This window comes from Desulfosporosinus burensis, from assembly GCF_054657535.1.
In genome coordinates this window covers 169,234-189,857 of sequence record NZ_BAAHYN010000008.1, presented here as the reverse complement: position 1 = coordinate 189,857, position 20,624 = coordinate 169,234, and the positions used below count along the sequence as shown (strand labels likewise).

The 20,624-nt window shown below is 44.9% G+C and carries 14 protein-coding genes; all 14 read right to left on the bottom strand.

The window, feature by feature from the left end; genetic code table 11:
- The gene (locus tag ACYQ3Q_RS15690; RefSeq protein WP_459929476.1) at positions 1 to 2,502 is read right to left on the bottom strand and encodes a molybdopterin-dependent oxidoreductase; all 2,502 of its coding nucleotides are present in this window, start codon (positions 2,500 to 2,502) and stop codon (positions 1 to 3) included.
- Between the two features lie 83 nt (positions 2,503 to 2,585).
- Entirely contained in the window at positions 2,586 to 3,926 is a 1,341-nt protein-coding gene (locus tag ACYQ3Q_RS15685; RefSeq protein ID WP_459929475.1) for a dihydroorotase, read from the bottom strand.
- A gap of 165 nt (positions 3,927 to 4,091) precedes the next feature.
- Positions 4,092 to 4,967: a thiamine pyrophosphate-dependent enzyme gene (locus ACYQ3Q_RS15680; RefSeq protein ID WP_459929474.1), complete on the bottom strand. Its 876-nt coding sequence runs from the start codon at positions 4,965 to 4,967 to the stop codon at positions 4,092 to 4,094.
- A gap of 3 nt (positions 4,968 to 4,970) precedes the next feature.
- Positions 4,971 to 6,128: a transketolase C-terminal domain-containing protein gene (locus tag ACYQ3Q_RS15675; protein WP_459929473.1), complete on the bottom strand. Its 1,158-nt coding sequence runs from the start codon at positions 6,126 to 6,128 to the stop codon at positions 4,971 to 4,973.
- Positions 6,125 to 7,804 (bottom strand): NAD(P)-binding protein, encoded by a 1,680-nt coding sequence (locus ACYQ3Q_RS15670; RefSeq protein WP_459929472.1) that lies wholly within the window; start codon positions 7,802 to 7,804, stop codon positions 6,125 to 6,127. Before ACYQ3Q_RS15670 ends, ACYQ3Q_RS15675 begins: the two co-directional genes overlap by 4 nt.
- The gene (locus tag ACYQ3Q_RS15665) at positions 7,801 to 8,346 is read right to left on the bottom strand and encodes a 2-oxoacid:acceptor oxidoreductase family protein (protein ID WP_459929471.1); all 546 of its coding nucleotides are present in this window, start codon (positions 8,344 to 8,346) and stop codon (positions 7,801 to 7,803) included. Before ACYQ3Q_RS15665 ends, ACYQ3Q_RS15670 begins: the two co-directional genes overlap by 4 nt.
- Before the next feature lie 513 nt (positions 8,347 to 8,859).
- Complete coding sequence (locus ACYQ3Q_RS15660; protein WP_459929470.1) at positions 8,860 to 11,136, bottom strand: xanthine dehydrogenase family protein molybdopterin-binding subunit; 2,277 nt, start codon at positions 11,134 to 11,136, stop codon at positions 8,860 to 8,862.
- A 19-nt stretch (positions 11,137 to 11,155) separates the two neighbouring features.
- Positions 11,156 to 11,617 carry a (2Fe-2S)-binding protein gene (locus ACYQ3Q_RS15655; protein WP_459929469.1) on the bottom strand — a complete coding sequence of 154 codons (462 nt, stop codon included), beginning with the start codon at positions 11,615 to 11,617 and terminating at the stop codon, positions 11,156 to 11,158.
- Positions 11,614 to 12,477, bottom strand: a complete 864-nt coding sequence (locus ACYQ3Q_RS15650; RefSeq protein WP_459929468.1) for an FAD binding domain-containing protein — start codon at positions 12,475 to 12,477, stop codon at positions 11,614 to 11,616. The genes ACYQ3Q_RS15655 and ACYQ3Q_RS15650 overlap by 4 nt, the downstream gene beginning before the upstream one ends.
- Positions 12,478 to 13,071: 594 nt before the next feature.
- Entirely contained in the window at positions 13,072 to 14,805 is a 1,734-nt protein-coding gene (locus tag ACYQ3Q_RS15645; protein WP_459929467.1) for a sigma-54 interaction domain-containing protein, read from the bottom strand.
- A gap of 226 nt (positions 14,806 to 15,031) precedes the next feature.
- On the bottom strand, positions 15,032 to 16,444 hold the full coding sequence (locus ACYQ3Q_RS15640) for a trimethylamine methyltransferase family protein (RefSeq protein WP_459929466.1): 1,413 nt from the start codon (positions 16,442 to 16,444) through the stop codon (positions 15,032 to 15,034).
- Positions 16,445 to 16,458: 14 nt separating this feature from the next.
- Positions 16,459 to 18,420, bottom strand: coding sequence for a hydantoinase/oxoprolinase family protein (locus tag ACYQ3Q_RS15635; protein ID WP_459929465.1), 1,962 nt, complete (start codon positions 18,418 to 18,420; stop codon positions 16,459 to 16,461).
- Positions 18,421 to 18,503: 83 nt separating this feature from the next.
- The gene (locus ACYQ3Q_RS15630) at positions 18,504 to 19,961 is read right to left on the bottom strand and encodes a trimethylamine methyltransferase family protein (protein ID WP_459929464.1); all 1,458 of its coding nucleotides are present in this window, start codon (positions 19,959 to 19,961) and stop codon (positions 18,504 to 18,506) included.
- Between the two features lie 23 nt (positions 19,962 to 19,984).
- The gene (locus ACYQ3Q_RS15625; protein ID WP_459929463.1) at positions 19,985 to 20,620 is read right to left on the bottom strand and encodes a cobalamin B12-binding domain-containing protein; all 636 of its coding nucleotides are present in this window, start codon (positions 20,618 to 20,620) and stop codon (positions 19,985 to 19,987) included.
- Positions 20,621 to 20,624 lie beyond the last annotated feature (4 nt).

Sequence of the window (20,624 nt, the reverse complement as noted above, 5' to 3'; positions counted from 1 at the left end):
TCAAATTTTAGTAATTTTAACCTTGGTTGAAGTTTCCAGGTGCCCTGTCATCCCGCAGGTCCATTTGAGATCAGCAGGTAGCAATCGATTAAAATGAGTCTGCCTTTTCACCTTGGGAATGGGATGGTTAGACCAGCTGCTGATACCGTTTGACATAGCGACACACCCCGGATGGATTTCTTCCAACACGCTAGCCCGGCCAGTGACTTCGCCAAACGGAGAAGTAATCCTAATGCTGTCACCATTTTTAATTCCTTTGGCCTTGGCCGTTTTCGTATTAATCATGACCCCCATATGCATGGGGATATTCTCCATAGCTTCATTAATCCAAGGTATAGAATTGCTTTCTGAGAAATTGAGCAAGGTCTCTTTAAAGGCAAAAGCGTATAAATCAAATTCCGGGGCAATGTTGTGCAAAGGATGACTGTCCCGCCAGACTGGGATCGGTAAATACATGGAAGTATCCCATTTCCGTCCTGCAGCTTTCATCTTGGCTTGAAGATCATCACCAGTGTCTTTAAAGAAGTTGAAATAGATGGGAATCCGATGACCATGATAAGGTAAATACATTTCTTCTGGTGTCTGATGTCTTGTGGCATGACCATTTTCCTGGAACCAATCAAGCCCATGGTCAGGACCATAGATGCTCTTAGCCATACGGTCCGTCAGCTCAAGATTCGTATATTTTTTATCCGGTTCCAAGTAATACTCGGGTTTTAAGAAGACCGTGAAATTCAATAAGCCATTCCACTGTTCTAAGCACCCAATTCGCGCAGCCAATTCAGTTAAAATATCCGTTGCATCTCGACTATCGTAGAGAGGTTCAATGACCGGACGTCGATAAACGTGACCAGTAATTACCGGCGGCTCTATATCGACTAAGAGATGAGATTCAAGATAGGTATGATCAGGAAAGACAATATCGGCCCATTCCGAAGATTCATTGAGGACCACATCAATAGCTACAATAAAATCTAACTTTTTAAAAACTTCGACCACCTTATCTGTCGCTGAAAGATTCCACATTGGGTTAGAATGCTGAATAATTAAGGCCTCAGGTTTAAAGTCAAAGCCAAATTTCTCTGGATGCAAAATATTATCCGCGCCAAGGTGTCCAGGGTCAATTCCAATCGGAAACCATTCCATCAGTTGGAAGCTGTAAGGCTTGTCAGCAAAAGCGTAGGGTGGGTGCAAAAGATGGGGTTGGGGCTTAATCATCCCGTCTGCTCCCGGCTCCACAATTAAACAACGATGATCTAAGCCAACCCCGATGTGACCTCCAGGTACATCGATATTCCCAATGATTAGATTGATCAATTTCATGGCTAAAGAATCAAGACCACCGTCAACATGCCCAATGGCTCCACGGTAGTAATTAACCCCTGCTGGACGATACGGATATTCCTTCCCTTCGATCACAATCGTACTACCAATCCGGGCCGCTTCTCCGTATTCACGGGCAATCCGCCTAATGGTTTCAGCAGGTATCGTACAAATCTTGGACATACGCTCTGGCGTATGGTCTTTTAAAGTATCTTTAATAACTTGAAAAGACGGTCGACATTTAAGGCCATTGACTACATAGTTCCCTTCAATGGCATATTCCTGGATACTCTCGTCATCAAAGACTTTAGCAGAATCTGACCCTGTATCCCAAACTAAGGCTTTGCCATTCTCTGGGTCACGAACAAAATTACCATCAGGCCCAACTAAGTAAGGACCATTTGTATGTTTTTTAATAAATCCAGCGTCGTAAATATTTAATTCGTGAAGCAGAACATTGACCATTCCTAAGACAAAGGCTCGATCCGTGCCGGGCAGTACAGGTATCCACTCATCGGCCTTAGCTGCGCCAGTAGACATTCTAGGTTCAACTACTACGACTTTCATTCCCCGATTAACTCTAGCCTCTGCCATACGTTTAATGGATCCAGCGACATGCAAGTGTGAAGAAAAACCGTCACCGCCTCCGATTTGAATCCAATAATTGCAATATTCATAGTCATTCGTCGCTGCAAATGAGCCATCTAAGGTTCCATTAACGGGATGATAGGCCGCCCCACAATATTGCCCGACTGTCGAAAAATAATTGGCTGATCCATAAGCCGCACCCCATCCCCAAATGTGGATACGATGAAAGTCATTGATCGAAACTAACAACTTACGTGGATCTTCCTCTCGAATCTTTTTGAGTTTTTTGGCAGTAATATCATAAGCTTCTTCCCAGGAAATTGCCTCCCACTTAGGATCGACCCCAATTCCCTTTTGGGGGTTAGTTCTTCTTAAAGGAGTTTTGACCCGGTTCGGATCGTAAAGTCGCATGATTCCCGATTGCCCTTTAGGACAGAGCTTTCCCTTATTGTTAATATCATCGGGATCCCCTTCGATTTTTAAAACGACCCCATCTACAACGTGAACCCTAATTGCGCAACTGTGAATACACATTTTACAGGCACTTTTCACCCAGTAGTCCTTCTGGGCCGTTAATTCAGCTTGACGCAAAGTCCATACCTCCTTCTTTCACTCCTTGCCCTAACCTAACCTAACCTTGGTCAGACTTAGCTCGTCGTCTTCCTGAATCAATCCTATAGGCTTCTCTTCAGGAATTGACCTGTTGCCTCAGAGACCATTTGTCCATCCTTGACAGCGACCTTTCCTCCTTTGATCGTCATTATTGGCCAACCACGAAGTTCTTGACCATCATACAGACTAAAATCAGCTCTGGAGCCTAGATCTTGATGGCGCACTGTTTTAACTAAATCAAGATCCACTACTACTAAATCAGCGTCGCTCCCAGGTGTAATGGTCCCTTTGCGTGGGTAGAGTCCGTAGATTTCGGCTGGGTTTTTGCTCATAACTTCTACTAAGCGTATGAGATCAAAATCACGCTCATTGACTCCATAATTTAACATTACCGGCAAACTCGTCCCTACCGCTGGATATCCAGGCATAGCTCCCCAAATTCCTTTTTCCGCACCCTTCAGATCTAAGGTTAAGGTAACATTGTCCGTACCTACAGTATCCAACAAGCCGCTAGCCAGCCCCTGCCAGAGGGCATCTACACTTTCCGGATCTCGGAAAGGTGGAATCATATGGGCTACTAACCCCAAGGGACTAAATTTATCGATGGAGAGATAAGGTGAGGTAGTTTCCGCAAAAAGTTTGGGGTAGCGTGGTTTCAGTTCCGCCAAAGCCTTAACACTCTCAGCCGTGGAAACATGAACAATATACATTCGACTTCCTGCCAGATCATTGAGATAAGCTGCCCTCCGCACTGCATCTTCTTCGGCAGCATTAGGATGTGTATCTGCCCAATCAGCAAGGGTTTCGCTACCCCTGGCCCGGACTTTTTCAGTAGCTATCTTGATCAGATGAGGATTTTCAGCATGAACACAAACTATGGCCTTATCTCCTAAAGCTGCTACAATTTCCAGGGTTTGGAGCATGAAGCCATCGTTAACGTCTGGAATGAGTCCGGGGATTCCTGACATGTACATCTTGAACGAGGTAATACCGAGTTCGTTAGCATAGGTAGAGATTTCACTTTGCTGTTCGGGAGTCATAATAGCTAAGTGAAAAAAGACATCAGCGGCAGCCTTAGCATTGGCGAGATCTATGACATCTTTAAAATAAGACATATAGGGATTCGGGCCCCCCATAAAAGCGCCGACGGTCGTTATTCCGCCCATTAAAGCAGATGCTGTTTCCTTTTCCATCTCTTCAGCCAAATCGCCAAATATTCCCAAGTGAATGTGAGGGTCAATAAGACCAGGTAAAACATACTTTCCAGCTACTGAGATTTCTTCGTCCCCGCTTAAATCTGTACCAATCGCTACAATTTTACCATTCTCCATTGCCACATCGGCTTCAAAGATACCCTGCCCCGGAATCACCAAACGACCGTTTTTTAATACTAATTTACTCATGAACTATACCCCCTTCTCTATTTTCCTATGGTAATGGGAATCCGGTTTCTCACCCCCCTAATCACCAATAGTCCCACAATAAAGCCTGTGTTCTCAGTGAACTCGTTCAACTAAACTAAATCTCAAGTCCTGCAGGTATTGTTGACAATGATAGGGAAAACGCAATCAAGTCTCCAGTTTTCTTTGTAATCGTTGCCACTCCAGACCAACCTCTTGTTGAATTTCCTCGATCTGAGCTTGGTTAAGATGTCTATACCTTTTTTGCAGCGTTAAATATTGTGAAACAGGTGTCCCTTTAGAACCGAAGTTCAGTGTATAACGCTCTCCATTTTCTACTTCATACAATGGAAAAACCCCTGATTCTACTGCCAAACGGGATACTTTCGGCCCAGCATTGTCTGCCAAACCCCAACCATCTAGGCAGGGGGCCAAAACTAAAATAAAACGTAACCCCTTCATTTCCTTGGCCTTGGCTACCTTACGCGCTAGATCTTCAGGATAACCCGTGGTTGCTGTAGCCATATAAGGAATACGGTGGGCAGCCATAATCTCCGCCAGATTCTTCTTGGGTGTTTGTTTACCCGCAGGAGTAGACGCTGTGTATGCCAGGTAAGGGGTTGCCGAGCTTTTTTGTGATCCTGTATTCATATACCCTTCATTATCCAAACAAACGTAGATAAAATCTTCATTGCGCTCGGCCGCAGAGGATAAAGACTGGAAGCCAATATCATAGGTTCCGCCATCACCGGCCATAACGACAACTTTAGTATGGTCGTTCCCTTTTGCTTTCAGCGCTCGGGCGATACCCGTCGCCGAGGCAGCACTGGCCTCCAGAGTTGTTTGATAAACTGGCATACGCATCGAACTTAAGGGTTGCGGACCGGAAATAATGGCGATACAAGAAGGTGGCACTACTCCGATCGTATCCGGTCCCAAAGTGTTCACAATATAACGCATAGCCAAGGCTTCACTACAACCAGGACAGGCAGCATGCCCGGAATTAAATACTTTTTCTTCATTAATTTGATAACCCATCTTCATTCATCACCCCTTCCAGACAGAACTTATCACGGGTTGTGTACTCATGGCTCCCCGCACTAGAGCTTCGATATTACTCGGAGAAATATTCGTCCCGCCTACACCTGTCAAATATCCGTGAATTGCGGGGCAACGCTCTAAACCATATAAGGCTGCTTTAAGTTCTTGATGAAGGAAGCCACCTGTCCCAGGGGCAAAATTGCGGTCCAAAACCATGACCTTAGGTACACCACTTAAGGCCTGGCGCACTGCCTCGACGGGAAACGGCCTGAACAATTTAACCTTGATTAAACCGGCTGGTACTCCTTCTTTGCGTAGATTATCCACGGCATCCCGAGCAGTACCTACCATACTTCCCATGGTAGCAATCACTAATTCAGCGCCCTCGCAGCAATACTCCTCAATAATTCCATAACCTCGGCCCGTAAGCTCCTGCCACTCAAGATCAGCTTCTTGAGCGACATTAATGACACTTTCCATGGCCAAACCCAAATCTCGGCGATGACGATAGAACATCTCTTGATTGACGGTATTTCCCCAAGATTCCCCGATCTCGGGATCTAATCGATGGAGGGGATTAAAATCAGGTAAGTATTGATCCACCATCTCTTGTGCCGGAACCTCAACAATATCTAAGGCGTGTGAAACATAAAATGCTTCATGCATAACCATAGCCGGGAGCATGACCTTTTCGGCAACCCGATAGGCTTGCAGGACAGTATCCAAAGACTCTTGACCATGTTCACAGTAATATTGAATCCAACCCGTGTCTCGTTGTGCCAAACTGTCTGTTTGATCAGGCCAAAAACCCCAGGGCGAACCAATGGTCCGGTTGACATTAAACATCACGATGGGAGCCCTAGCTCCGGAGGCATAATGTAACATTTCGTGCATTAACATTAAGCCCTGAGACGCAGTCGCCGTAAACACTCTAACCCCTGTCAACGAGGCTGTGATACAAGCTGCCATTGCGGAATGCTCAGATTCGGCTGTCATTAATTCAACCACCATTTCACCAGCGGCTTGAAACTCCGAAATTTTTTCCACAATTGGGGTTTGGGGGGTAATCGGGTAAATGGGCACTACTTTTGGTTGAGCCAGCCTTACACCATAGGCAACAGCATGGTTACCATTCACTAGAATGCGGTTGTTGTTTTTGTTCATCGTCCTGTTTCCTCCTTCAATACAACCGCTCCACGTGGACATTCCTGAACACAACTTCCACAGCCTTTACAAAATTGATCTAAAATGCGGTAATGTTCTGTCAAGGAAGAGTCTTTAACCACTGCCATGTCTGGACAAAAGTAAAAACAATTGTCGCACTCCACACATTTACCACAACTGAAACAGCGCTCTGATTGGGTCTGAGTTTGTTGGGGACTAAAACCTATTTTAAGCTCTGCAAAGTTTTTGAGCCTTTCTTCAACCGCAACTGTGCCCTTTTCTTCCCGATTTTGCTCTGGGAAATAAAACGTATTAATTTCCTGGTATGCAACTACGTCTTGTGACGTTTGCGTATCTTTCGAACTAATCCCCTTGGAATACAGTTTCTTTAAATAATTATCGATACTTTGGGCAGCTTTTTTCCCTTGCCCAATGGCTGTGGAGACAAAGCGCTCTGCAGGTGTCACATCTCCGCCAGCAAAAATTCCAGGTCGATTAGTCGCTAAATTAGCATCTACCCTGACTAAAGATTGTCCGACATTGATTACGCTATCCCAACCGGTCAATTCGGCATCTTGTCCAACCGCCAAGATAACATTAGTTGCAGAAACGCTAAATTCAGTACCAGAGCGTGGAATTGGCCTAAGTACTCCTACTGGAGAATTCTCATCTAACATAACCTTGATACAGTGCAAACTAAGCGTTTCATAACTTATGGCTACATTCTGAACCATAACACCGGCTAAAATCTCGACTCCTTCTTCCATAGATTCAGTCAGCTCATCAGGCTGAGCGGGCAGTGAATCTCTAGCCTCTAAGGCTAGTACCTTAACCTGACTACCTAAACGCCGGGCTGTACCAGCGACATCTAAGGCCACACTACCTCCCCCGATGACAACCACTTCTTTCCCTAATGGAGGAGCTTCTCCACGGTTCACCTTTTCTAAAAAATCTAAGCCTTTAAACACCCTAAGGTTATCTACTGAAAATTGGGGGAGGGTTTTAGAACTCTGAGCCCCTAAAGCCAAAAAAACGGCTGAATACTCTTTTTCCAAACCGCTTAAATCACTGGCCTTAACCGGATGATTCAACTTTACTTCAATACCTAGTGCTTCTAAGCGTTTTAATTCCCCGTCCCAGGTTTCCTTGGCTAATCGATATCTAGGAATCCCATAGCGCAAAACCCCGCCCAGTTCAGGTCGAGTCTCAAAGACGGTAACCTTATAACCAAGTCTTTTGAGCTGATAAGCACAGGATAGTCCTGCTGGTCCACCACCGATCACTGCTATCTTCTGGTCTAGTGTTACTGTTGGCTGGGGTAAGGCCCACCCCTCACTCAAGGCTAAATCGCCAACAAATTGTTCAAGGGCATTGACCGCGACTGCACCATCGTATTCACGACGATTACAGGCACCCTCGCAGGGATGATGACAGATTCGCCCTGTTACCGCAGGAAAAGGATTGTTGTCCACAAGAGAAGACCAAGCCTCTCGATAGTGTTGCTTCCTGGCTAACATGATCCAAGTAGGTATCTCCCCGTCAACTGGACAAGCACAGTGGCAAGGTGCTAAACGCTTTTGATAAAAAGGGATAGCACTACGCCAAGTCCCTGTATTCAAAATATCCGTCCAGCCGGTCGTCCAGATAGAAGGTACTTCCTTAAAGGTCTCTTTCAATTAACACCCCCCTTTCTAATCAATCTATACCCATCCTCACAGCATTTAAGGTTTTGATCCACTTTAACCGGGCTCATCTCTGAGACAACTTCACATAAAACCTCAAGCGTAGGTTGACCTATCAAACCAGCAACCGCCCCCACCAAGGTTGTATTAACGATCCTTCCTAACTTATTATCGCTAGCTATAGCCATGGCATCTATGGTAACAATCCGAAACCTTCCTAAACCAGTAAAATGTTCGGGCGGTTGAGCTGAATTGATGATGACGAAAGTATCCTCAGTCGCACCTCTTAATAGAACATCATTAAGTAGACTGGGATCGAAGCAGACTATTACATCTGGATTTTCAATGTTACAACGTAAACGGATAGGTTGGTCATCAACTCTAATGAAAGAACTGACCGATGTTCCCCGTCTAGCCCCTCCATAAGTGGCATAGGCCTGAACATATTTGCCTTCCCGGAAAAATACATTCGCTAAAATATCCCCTGCCATTTGCGCCCCTTGACCGCCACGTCCCTGAATAATAAATTGCAGCAAACTCTACACCTCCTCCTGTTTTAAATCCAAACTCATTCAATGCAAGTTAACTTCCAACTTTTTCAATCCAAGAGGATTTATCCTTAAAGGACCTAATCTTGAGTGTCGACGGTAGTATTTACTGCTTGAACAGTTAAAATAATTCTTAATATTCTGATATTAATTTAAAGCATGGTACAATAATATACCGCTCCCCTTCTCGCAACAACTGAAATAAGAACATCACTCTTCTGACAAAGCGGTTATAGGCTGGTACAACAATTTACCAGGAGTTTTCTTCTTTACAAAGGGACAGTTTTGTCGTCGAACCCCCTTAGTGATTAATTTTATGGTATATTTATGTACCATAAAATTAATCACTAACCTAATTCCAAGTACTTGACCACAGACTTAGCGTGGAACTCGCATGCTTTACACGGTTCCACGCTAAAAAAAGAAATCTTTGTTTACTAAACTTCCCCCGACAGTTATAGTCGCTGCTAACCGTCCTTGGCTAAGTTGAATTATCCTCGTTTACTGATCTTCACTTTGCAGTGCAGCCAACACTCGTTCTGGAGTCATCGGCAACTCTTTAAATCTGATCCCGATGGCATCATAAACAGCATTGGCAATAGCGGCTGCCGTAGCCACTAACCCAGATTCTCCCACACTTTTAGCTCCAAAAGGTCCAGTTTGGCTAGCTGCCTGGACTAAAATTGTTTCAATTTGCGGCATGTCTACCGAGGTCAGAATTTTATAATCCGATAAATTAGGGTTTAGGGGCTTACCTGTTCCCAAATCAATACGGTAATCCTCTGTTAATGCGTAACCGATTCCCTGCTGAACTGCTCCTTGAATTTGGCCTTCTACTGAGGCTGGGTTTACAGCCGTTCCAACGTCGTGAGCAGCAACCACTCTTATTACCTCAATGATTCCAGTTTCAGTATCAACTTCGACTTCGGCGAATTGGGCTGCGTAAACGGGTGGATTACCTGGTGGCTCCTCACTTACTGCTCCGATAAATTGATGACCATGGCTACCAAAGTGAGCAGCATGCGATATTTCTGCCACGCTCAGTGATTTGGAGGAATCGTCTCGCGCCCAAACTCTGCCCTCCTTCACCTCAAGTCCTTCAACAGGGATCTCTAGCAGTTCTGCTGCCATTACCAATAACTGTTGTTTGGCCATTGTAGCGGCCTTTTTAACAGCGTTGCCTCCAGAATAAATCTGGCGACTGGCATGACTACCAATGTCAAATCCATTGACATCTGTATCCGACGTTTTGGTAATCATCACCTCGTCGAAGGGAATTCCAAGTTCTTCGGCGGCAATCTGGGTTAAAGACGTTGCACTACCCGTACCAACATCAGAATTACTGAAATTCAAATTAGCACTACCATCTTCGTTAATTTTAATGATAGCGGCAGAGGTTTCATGGAGCATGGGTCGAGCTCCGCTCACATGCATCATGTAACCCATTCCAACTCCACGCTTTTTGATCCCTTGACTTATACGTCCACAATTTCTATTTTCTGTCCATCCGATTGCTTTGGCACCACTTGCGATAGACTCCTCTAAACCACAGCTTTCAATCACCCAGCCGCTCCACATCCAAACCTCTCCGACACAGGGATGATTTTTAAGTCTCAGCTCTAGAGGATCTATACCTAATTTTTCTGCGATATCATCGATCTGTGACTCTACGGCAAAAACCACCTGAGGGTTTCCATAACCCCGAAATGCACCACATTGTGTAGCGTTAGTATATACGGAATAGTTATCTACTTTTATATTAGGAGACTTATACATAGCCAAAAACCAACCGGCCACAGGTCCGGCCAAGGATGGGGTATGCGTGGCATAAGCACCACCATCGATATAGGAGGTAAATTGGCGAGCCGTAAATGTACCATCTTTCTTCATACCGGTTTTGAGAGTCATTGTCATGGGATGTCTGGATTCTGTCGCCAAAAAGGCCTCTTCCCTCGTATACCTGAGCATGACCGGTTGTCCAACCTTCATAGCCAATAGGGCGGCGATTGGTTCGTTAACCACACCTAAACGACTACCAAATGCTCCTCCCACCGCTGGCTTGATGACTCGAACTTGTCCAATCTTAATACCTAAGGCATGCGCCGTAATTCTCCGAACTAAATGAGGCATTTGAGTCGAGGTCCAGATAGTTACTCGACTATCCTTGTCTGGTGCCGCCAAAGAAACTCCACAAGGTTCCATACTTACTTGGTTGACTTTGGGCACTTGATAAGTGTCTTCAAAGATGTAATCTGCTTCGGCAAAGCCTGCCTCAACATCTCCAATTACGACTGGCGTATGACCATAGGTGTTCTTTTCAGCGTCGTGTAATCGAGGTGCTCCTTCCGCCAAAGCCTGTTCTATAGTTACGACTGCCGGCAATACCTCATATTCTACTTCAATAAGTTCTAAGGCATGGGTTGCCGTATCTTCATCAACAGCCGCCACTGCCGCAATTCCGTCCCCGACGTAGAGAGCAATATTTGTAAGGATATATTGATCCTCAACTAAAATCGCCCCTGGGGAAGGAGGAAAACCTGCACTATTCCACAAAATCTTTGGTGTATCCTCATAGGTTAGAACAAGCTTGACCCCCGGCAGTTGCTTGGCCTTTGAGGTATCGATTCTGATAACCTTAGCGTGAGCGTAAGGACTACGCAGCACTTTACCAACCAACATATGGGGCAACACCATATCCCCGGTGTATAAAGCACTCCCACTGACTTTTTCCCGCGCGTCTACCCGGGGTAATGAATGACCAACAACAGAATAACTCATAATTGCTTCCCTCCTTTCCCTATCGACGACTTACATCCATAATCGCTTCGACGACCTTAACATAGCCTGTGCAGCGACAAAGGTTTCCTGTGATTCCCTCTCGTACTTCTTTTTCTGTAGGATGAGGATTGCTATTCAATAATGCTTTAGCTGTCATAACAATTCCCGGGGTGCAATAACCACATTGTATTGCCCCGTGGGCAACTAGTGCTTCCTGAATAGGATCTAATTCCATAATCCCACCTATGCCTTCAATCGTGGAAATTTGCTTACCAACTGCATCGACCGCTAATATAATACATGAGTTCACTGGCTTACCATCCATTAATACTGTACAAGCACCACATTCCCCGCTGTCGCAGCCTTTTTTTGTACCAGTTAGGGCCAGGTCCTCTCTAAGCACATCCAATAATGTCTTTTTTATCGGAACATTGACTAGATATGTTTCACCATTAATTAGCAAACTTATCGGTGTTATCATAGTTCTCCCTCCCAAGCTTCAACAAGTGCTCGCCTTGTTAGAACACCCACCATTTGCTTACGGTAACTGGCGGTGCTCCGAACATCGTCAATTGGGTTAACTGCCTGCTTAGCCAATTCCGCTGCCTGCTCGAAAGCGCTCAGCGTTGCCAAAGAATTGGTCAAGCTATCCTCCGCGTCCTTGATACGTAACGGAGTTGAAGCAACGGCACCAACAGCAATCCTGGCTCTGATTTGCTTTGTTCTCGGCTGCGGCGTTAAGAGCACTGCTACATTAACTAAGGCAATTTCATGACTTTTGCGCTTACCATGTTTATAAAACACACCCTTACTGTTCAGCGGTGGAAGATCCATTTCTATCGCAGTAAGTAGTTCTCCTTGTTGTAACACCGTTTGACTAGGTCCAACATAAAACTCCTGCACAGGAACCTTGCGTGACCCACTTGGTCCCATAATCAGTAAGCGTGCCTCATACATTAAAAGAACTAAGGCTACATCTGCCGCAGGAGATGCATTACATAAATTACCACCAATCGTTGCCAGATTACGCACTTGAGGAGTACCCAAACTCCTTGCTGCATCAACCAAAACAGGGAAGTGAATGCGAACCAACGGGTTCTGGATCAGGGAGCTTATTTGTGTTAAGGCTCCTATGGTGATGGTTACGCCCTCATAGTTGATTCCCTTAAGTTCTGCCAGGCCTTTTATATTGACGATACCCCTCCAGTTTATAGGGCCTTTCTTCATTTTAACTAACAGATCAGTTCCCCCTGCTAAAGGTCTGACCTGATCTCCCATATTAGCTAGTATGGAAACTGCTTCTAACAGGTTTCCAGGTTCCCAGTAGTTTAAATCCGACAAAAGCTTCACCCCCTAGAATATTTCAGTGGTTAATTATAATGAATTTATTAGCCTTACAACCTAAATCCTCAAATTTAGAGTATATTTATAATATTCTGATTATTAATTCCTAAAAAATAAGGAAACTGCGCAATAGCATTTTCCAGCACCTTGTCTCTTTTAGTGGGAGGAATTCCCCCATTTCCAGCACCGTATCACCCAGACAATTCCAAAGATATCATTGAAAATCCGGTAAAGTTTTTGCAAATATCCCTGCCAGACTTTCGCCTTATCACCACCTTGCTACTCTATTTAGTCATAGATCCCTTCCGTTATGGCGAGTCACATAACTTTATTTAATGCAAGATGAATTCCTAATTTCGTAAAAAACCTCACTATTAGCCTGAACAGCTTATCTAGCGTACTATATAGTATAATTTAGGCTTTCAACAGTACCTTGAACCAGACTGGATCACGATACAAAAATAACCTTGGTACATTTCTATACCACTTTTTCCTGACATTTCCTGAAACAGACTCTATAAGCCGACTATTATTTCAATCTCTTCGATACACAATTTACCACTCTTTCCAAGGAATGTACCACCTTTTTAACTAGACCGTTGACATTAATTTATATTTTTGAATTTTACGTAGCACTGTGGGGTGTGAAACACCTAGAAATTTGGCTGCCTGCCTTATCGTTGGATAGGTCTGCAGAGTTTTACGCAAGAGTTCTATTTCCAACATTTCAATGGCTTTTTCGAAGGGTAGAGGTTCATTAATTTGAATTACGAGAGCTTGTTGCTCAGGTACGCTACTCACATTAAATGGCAGATGTTTAAGAGTCAAAACCTCATCTTCATTCATAATCAGCATTCGTTCAATCAGATTTTCTAATTCGCGAACATTACCTGGCCAAGGATGACGTTCAAAAGCCAATAAAATTTCCGGCTCAAACCTAATATTGCTAGAATATTTTCGGTTAAAGCCTTCTAAAAAGTGGATAGCCAAAGGGACAATGTCATCTGTACGCTCCCTCAGGGGAGGGAGGTGAATTGGCACGACATTTAAACGATAAAAAAGATCCGCCCTAAAACTATGTTGAGCTACCATTTCTTCTAAGTTTTTATTCGTTGCGGTCACAACCCGCACATTAAATTTAATGGGTTTGGCGGCACCTATTCTAAGTACCTCCTGTTGCTGCAACACTCGCAATAATTTAACCTGCATAGTCATGGGCATTTCCGCGATCTCATCAAGAAGTAGAGTCCCGCCCTCACAAAGTTCGAAAATACCTTTTTTCCCTCCACAACGCGCGCCAGTAAAAGCTCCCTCTTCATAGCCAAAGAGTTCTGATTCGAGCAAGTTCTCTGGAATGGCTCCACAATTGATTTGTAAAAAAGGCCCATTGACACGAGGACTTAACTCATGAATTAAAGTGGCCACAATTTCCTTTCCTACCCCGGACTCCCCAGTAATTAAAACGTGAGAATTAACATGAGCTACACGAACGATCAGTTTAAAGACCCTCTGCATACTCGCACTTCGGAATATAAATTCCTCATGACGCCACAGCTTTGTTCTCAACTCCTTAATTTCGTGGGCATAGCGGATATTCTGTTGTTCTGTAGTTTCTATCCGTTCTCGCAAAAGATTCAGTTCAGTCATATCACGTATATTACAGACTACGCGCAGAACTTCCCCTTTTTCGTTAATAACGGGGCTGCCAGTAATTAAAATTTCTTTACCGGTTTTTATTTTTTGTTTGATAGTCACCGGTTTTTTCTGGCTTAGAACAAGTAAGGCGACGGCTTGAGAAACTGTCCCGTCATCTTGAAGCTCTCTGACATTACGGCCAACTCCATTGTCTTGCTTGGACAAACCTGTAATTCTTTCATAACTAGTATTGACTCTTAATAGAGTACCTTCTCCATCAATAATCCCAACACCATCGTAAAAGGATTCGAGAATAGCCTCAAATTCTTTATTTAACTCTTTAACGTACCCTAACTCCATAGCTAAAGATTCGAGGTCAGAAACATCTTGAAATACTGCAATTGCACCAACTACCGTGTCGCCTTCAATAATCGGTGTACGATTGGTGACCATAATTAGGCCGTTTTGTTCGAACTTTTGCCCAAACGAGGGTTTACCACTATAGAGTACCGACGTAAGTCCCGCAGGTAATAAATCACCGAGTTTCTGTCCAATGACTTTACCAGCAGCGACTCCCAGCATGCGCTCCGCCTGGCGATTGAAGATTGTAACTCGCTCTTCGGCATCAATAGCTACAATTCCATTATGCACAGCATTAAGGACCTCGTTCAATTTATTAAACCATGACAACCTTTGCCACCTCCCCAATCCAGTATTTGTTTTCTACCTTTCATCTTCATCTTCTTTTGTATCTTTTAACATTCCACATCTTTCCTTTATATCCTTCCAAGAGTGAACGTATTATCCATAAAAGCCCGTCATCATGAAAAAAGTGAACCAAAAAGGTTCATAGCCAATTTTTCCTTTCAACTTAAGTTGGAAAAGATTGACTATGAACCTTGCTTATAATTCAGTATTAGAAACCAGCCATTTTTTTCAGTTTTCGCTCAATTGACTTGTCTAAGTAGGGGATTTCATAATTATCTACGATTTCATTGACGCGTTTTTCAGCTTGGCTAAGCATGGGCAAAGAGCCGTTTAATCTCCATTGGTCATAGGTTTCACGATTCGATAAGGTAGGCTGCCAAAACTCGGTGCGGAAATTCTGATAAGTATGGTCTGAAGTTAGAAATTGTCCCCCCGGACCCACATCATGAATCAGTTGCACAGCTAAATCTTTTACATCGAGGTTAGTTCCTCTCAGAAAACGCCGTACCATACTGCAAAGTTCGTCATCCATCATGAATTTTTCCATAGACATGGACATATATGATTCTAGGATACCTGCTGCATGGAGAACAAAATCCACCCCCGCCAATCCAGCAGCCTGAAGATTCATCATACTTTCATAGGAAGCTTGGAGATCCAAGATCTTACTATCTGTCAAGCATCCCCCAGCTCGACAGGGTAAACCATAGGAGTGGGCTATTTGGACTGCGGTGGCAATGATCCAAGCTCCTTCGGGAGCACCAATACTTAAGGAGCCGTTACGCATCTCAGTTATTGATGAAGCTGAGCCATAAACCACCGGTGTTCCCTCCCGAATGGTTTGAGCAAGGGTGATTCCTGCCAGTATTTCCGTATTCTGCAAAGCGAGTGCACCCGCTAGAGTAGTCGGTGAGGTTGCTCCAGCAATGCCTAAGGACGCAATAATTACGGGTTGTCCTGCTTCTGCATAAGCTATCAAGGCCCCAACCATTCGTTCATCCAACATCAAGGGAGTGATTGTATTAATTAAACTTATCATAACAGGTTGTTTCAGAATGCCTTTTTCACCATCGAAAAGTATTCCAGCCATCCGCAAAGTATCTTTAGCATGCTTCTCCCCAGTTACACTGCCCATAAATGGTTTATCCGAATTAACAAGACAGGCATACAACATGGCTTTATGCCTGTCTTTCTCAGCAACATCACTAGGCTCTACCAGCACTCCGCCAGAGATCCCCATATTGGCGCTTGAGCCAGAAAGTTTAGCAAACTTGATGAAATCTACGAAGGTAGCCTTGCGCCTCAGACCTGAAGCTAAGGTAACATACGGTGCTCCGTATCCTGGAGCAAGAACCGGGTCTCCAGCGCCGACGGTGACATTATTGCTGGGATTTCTGGCATGAATGGTAAATTGGCGAGGGGCTTTAGCTAGAGCCTCCATCACTAGTTTAGGAGGAAAATAGACACGTTCTCCCTCTACTTTAGCACCAGCAGCCAGTAAAACTTCTCTGGCCACTGTATGATCAATACTAACTCCGGTACGTTCCAAGATTTCGAGACTTGCTGCTTTTATTTTTTCAATTTCTTCGGGTACTAGTGTCGCAAGAGTTGGCCTTGTCAAAACCGTGTCCCCCTTTATTCCTCCCAACTAGGATGACCGATGGCCGTGACTTCAAGGCGCGTTTCCAGAAACACGACGTCATCTCCTCCGGCCGTATGACTTAGTACTTCTTCTTTCTCAATGAATAACTCCGGATTAAGCACTCCCGCGCGATGTGCTCTCTGCAGAGCTATTTGTTTGGCTTTGTCTAAAGCATTCTTTTCGGCCTCTTCCAGATATAAAAAAGCTTCCCGTTTCCAAGGAGCATGGACTACATACCCCCCTGCTACACCTGGTTTAATCAGGATGCGAATGAGTTCAGCAACCTGACCGGAAGCTGCCCCCACCGCATTAGCCACTTCGGCATGCAACGGTATCATAACTGGAGTATTCAAGGTATTCCCTACCGCGGGAAGATAGCCTGACACCGGAGCCCCTAAAGCAATGATCGGATAATCAAGCGTGATCTCAGTCTTGAATCCCCGCTTGTGACTACCATCAAGCAGAGAGCTTAATAGAAATGCGACACCTGTCTCAGTGTTAAGATTGATTCGCAACCCATCTCGGTAGGCAAAACTTTGTAAAATAGTCATACTAAGAGCGGTTTGGATTTCATTCAAGACTTTATCTGCAAATTCGTCCAGTCTTATTCTCAATCTATACGCTAGAATCCTCGCTCCTTCCTGAGCAGCTGTGACATTATAGTCTGTAAAGCTACCGAGGACATGCAGTAAATCCGTGGGGGTAAAAGAAATCCGACCAATTATCTGAGCCCGCTCTAATTCTTTTAAGGGCAATAAGTTTGGATCACGTCCCACTTTGTCTGCAAGGGCAAAAATATTGTGAGCACTGCTCTCTAGAGCATGGATTATTTGCCATTCTGTCTGATTCCAGCGGTCTCCCTGTACAGGTTTCTTGACCAACATAAAGCAATCCGCTGGTTGGGTATCAATTATTTCCCGATTCGGATCAACTCTCTTCAATTCTTCGATGAGAAGAGGATACTTGTTAGCTACGACTGACAAAGGCCAGACCCTTTTCGGCCCGATGATTAGTTTTCGATCCTTGGAAACCTGAATATAACTGTCTCCACCCAATCCAAAGGTACTGATTTCTGCAGCCTCAACACGGGTTTTCCACCCTCCTACTGTGGCTCCCTCACGGTTCATCCTAGGGCGACCGTTCTCTAGGATAGCAATATCTGTCGTGGTCCCACCCATATCTAAGGCTAGGGCAGATTCAGTTCCGGTTAAAAATATTGCTCCCACAATACTGGCCGCAGGCCCTGAAAGGATCGTCTCAATAGGCTTTTTCCGAGTCATCTCTTCACTCATCAGTGAGCCATCCCCTTTGACGATCATCAAAGGAGCTGAAATTCCCTTTTCTTTCAGTACGGCTTTTACCGCTGCCAGAAGTTCCGCAATGATCGGTAATAGTCTGGCATTAAGGCAGGCCGTCACTGTGCGCTCGTGAAAACCGAGAGCAGTCGTGAGTTGGTGGGCACATACAATCGGTACATCCCAAAGCTCTTGGATTATTCTTTGAGCATTCTGTTCATGTTCGGGATTCCGTATACTAAGATAGCCGGAAATTGTAATCGTATCGACCTGGCCATGCATTTCAGTCACTGCTCTTCGGATAGCCTCAAGATCGAGTTCCGCTAGTGGTATCCCTTTAATATCATGCCCGCCTCTTACCACAAAGGTCTGCTGGGCAGGGAGGTTGCCGGTTGACTCATGCCCTATGAGAATTAAGCCAACCCGACAACCACGACCCTCAACAATAGCATTCGTAGCTAAGGTCGTTGACAGTGATACGAGCTGAACTTGACCTGGGGTAAAGTCACCCATGTTCTCGATACAGTTTCGTATTCCAATCGATAAATCTTCACGTGTCGTAAATGCCTTGGCCTTTTCCCTTACTTCCCTGGTCTCTAAATCAAGAAGTACCCCATCTGTAAAGGTTCCGCCAGTATCAATCCCCAATACTAGGGGCATAGCCTGTCACCCCTCTCTAATCCATTCAGTTTTTCGAACCCCCACTTCTACAAGTGGGGGCATACCCTATACTCATTGCCGACTTAACGAACTTGTTGTTCAGAGCGTTCTACAATCGCCCGAATTTTTTGCTGAACATCCTTTGGTAATGGATCTGGTTCATAATTTTCAATGATGTCTTTAACCTTTTCATTGGCTCGTTGGAAGAGCGTTTTTTCTCCGTCTGCCTGCCAACTCTCATAACGCTGACGATTAATCAGACTTGGATAATACGTCTCAGTTTTAAAGTGTTTCATCGTGTGATCCTCGGATAAGAAATGTCCTCCTGGACCTACTTTGTCAATCAGATCTAAGGCTAGCGTCTCATCGGTCACTTGGATACCGCGCACTAAACGACGAGCCATCCCAATCACGTCATTGTTAATCGTTAGAAATTCTAAGGAGGACGTGGAACCATATTCAATATACCCGACATCATGATTTAGATTAGGTCCAGAGAGGGCCGTCATGGCAATAGACATAGCCGCTTCTATTCCCGCTTGTTCATCGACTAAATTGGAGTCGGAGCAGCCAGCAGTCCCGAACATTGGCAATTTAAGGTAATGAGCCATATCCGCTAACGAAGACATTAGCAGATTGAATTCCGGTGAACCATAGCTGAAAATGGTACTGGACATATCCATAATCGTAAACACTCCGCCCATAATAAATGGCGAACCTTCTCGGGTTGATTGATTAAGCACTAACCCACTTAATGATTCCGCTAACCCTTGGGTAAGTATGCCTGACATTGTGGCGGGGACTGTTCCACCGGCCATAACGCAAGGCGTATAAACCACGGGCAACCCTTTTCTGGCGGCCAAAATCAGTTTGGAGGCCGCCTCCCAAGCATGTTGCAGAGGAGAAATCGGCTCTGCGTAAAGCGTCATAAAGGGATTGCGCCGTAATTCCTCAACCCCTCCGGCCATAATTTCACACATCTCAATAATATCGGCAAAGCCATAAATATCATGGGCCGTGGTTACGATGGGTTTACTCGTATTAAGCACTTGAGCTTCGAACTGATGGCGATCCGAGATAAGAAGCGGCACATCCTGAACAATACCCATTGACATGACAAAATCGAGATTTGGCAAAGCGTCAATCACTTTACAAGCGTTGCTCACCGATTCTTTCGTAGAACGTTGGCGCTTTCCGGTGTACGGGTCGATGGTGAACGGAGTATCGGATCCAGTGCCAAAATATGCGTTGTGGCCTTCCAGCAGGACATCCCTAGATCCAGTTCGGTTATTACAAAGAGTGACCCGTTTAGGCACAGATCTTAACGCCCGGTCTACGACCGCTGAAGGGATACGAACTAGGATACCGTCGACCCAACAACCTGCTTTCTTTAATATATCACGAGCTTCTTCATCGTGTACAGTCACACCCGTACGTTCGAGAACCTCTTGAGCCGCTAGTAATATTTCATCACATTGGCTAGGGGAAAGAATGCTGAACATCGGGCTGGCATTTTGTACGTAATTGCTTCTTACAGGCATTGTCATCCTCCTTTCTAAACTTATTAGGCTAGCAGTTTCTTACAAAGATCCGCAGCAGACCCTGCATCCGGGGCAAACCCATCGGCCCCAATTTCATCGGCAAAGTCCTGAGATATCGGGGCTCCACCGATCATCACTTTTACCTTGTCGCGCAGCCCCTCTTCTTTTAAGAGTTCGATCGTATCTTTCATAGCCAGCATGGTCGTCGTAAGCAAGGCTGACATGCCGATCACACCCGGCTGATGGTCCTTAATCGCTTGTAAGAATTTCTCGGAACCCGCATCCACCCCTACATTGATGACTGTAAAGCCCGCACTCTCTAACATCATGCCGACTAAGTTTTTCCCGATATCATGAAGGTCACCTTTGACCGTTCCGATCACAACTTTACCCGCCGAAGGGATATCTTCACTGAGAATTAAGGGTTTGACTAGCTCCATACCAGCATTCATGGCCCGCGCCGACATTAAGACTTCCGGCACATACATTTGGCCTGATTTGAACCGTGCTCCAACAACACACATTCCCGGGATCAGCCCTTGGTTAATAATTTCAACAGGGTTGTCACCCGTCCCGATCGCCTGTTGGGTCAGTTGTTTTACTCGATCTAGTTGACCGGCAATGACGCTTTGAGAAATCTCTTCATAATAATTTGCCATCTCT

Coding starts and splice junctions, on each gene's coding strand:
- ACYQ3Q_RS15685 (WP_459929475.1), bottom strand. CDS start 3,926: ATGAGTAAATTAGTATTAAAAAACGGTCGTTTGGTGATTCCGGGGCAG.
- ACYQ3Q_RS15680 (WP_459929474.1), bottom strand. CDS start 4,967: ATGAAGATGGGTTATCAAATTAATGAAGAAAAAGTATTTAATTCCGGG.
- ACYQ3Q_RS15675 (WP_459929473.1), bottom strand. CDS start 6,128: ATGAACAAAAACAACAACCGCATTCTAGTGAATGGTAACCATGCTGTT.
- ACYQ3Q_RS15660 (WP_459929470.1), bottom strand. CDS start 11,136: ATGAGTTATTCTGTTGTTGGTCATTCATTACCCCGGGTAGACGCGCGG.
- ACYQ3Q_RS15655 (WP_459929469.1), bottom strand. CDS start 11,617: ATGATAACACCGATAAGTTTGCTAATTAATGGTGAAACATATCTAGTC.
- ACYQ3Q_RS15635 (WP_459929465.1), bottom strand. CDS start 18,420: ATGCCCCTAGTATTGGGGATTGATACTGGCGGAACCTTTACAGATGGG.
- ACYQ3Q_RS15630 (WP_459929464.1), bottom strand. CDS start 19,961: ATGCCTGTAAGAAGCAATTACGTACAAAATGCCAGCCCGATGTTCAGC.
- ACYQ3Q_RS15625 (WP_459929463.1), bottom strand. CDS start 20,620: ATGGCAAATTATTATGAAGAGATTTCTCAAAGCGTCATTGCCGGTCAA.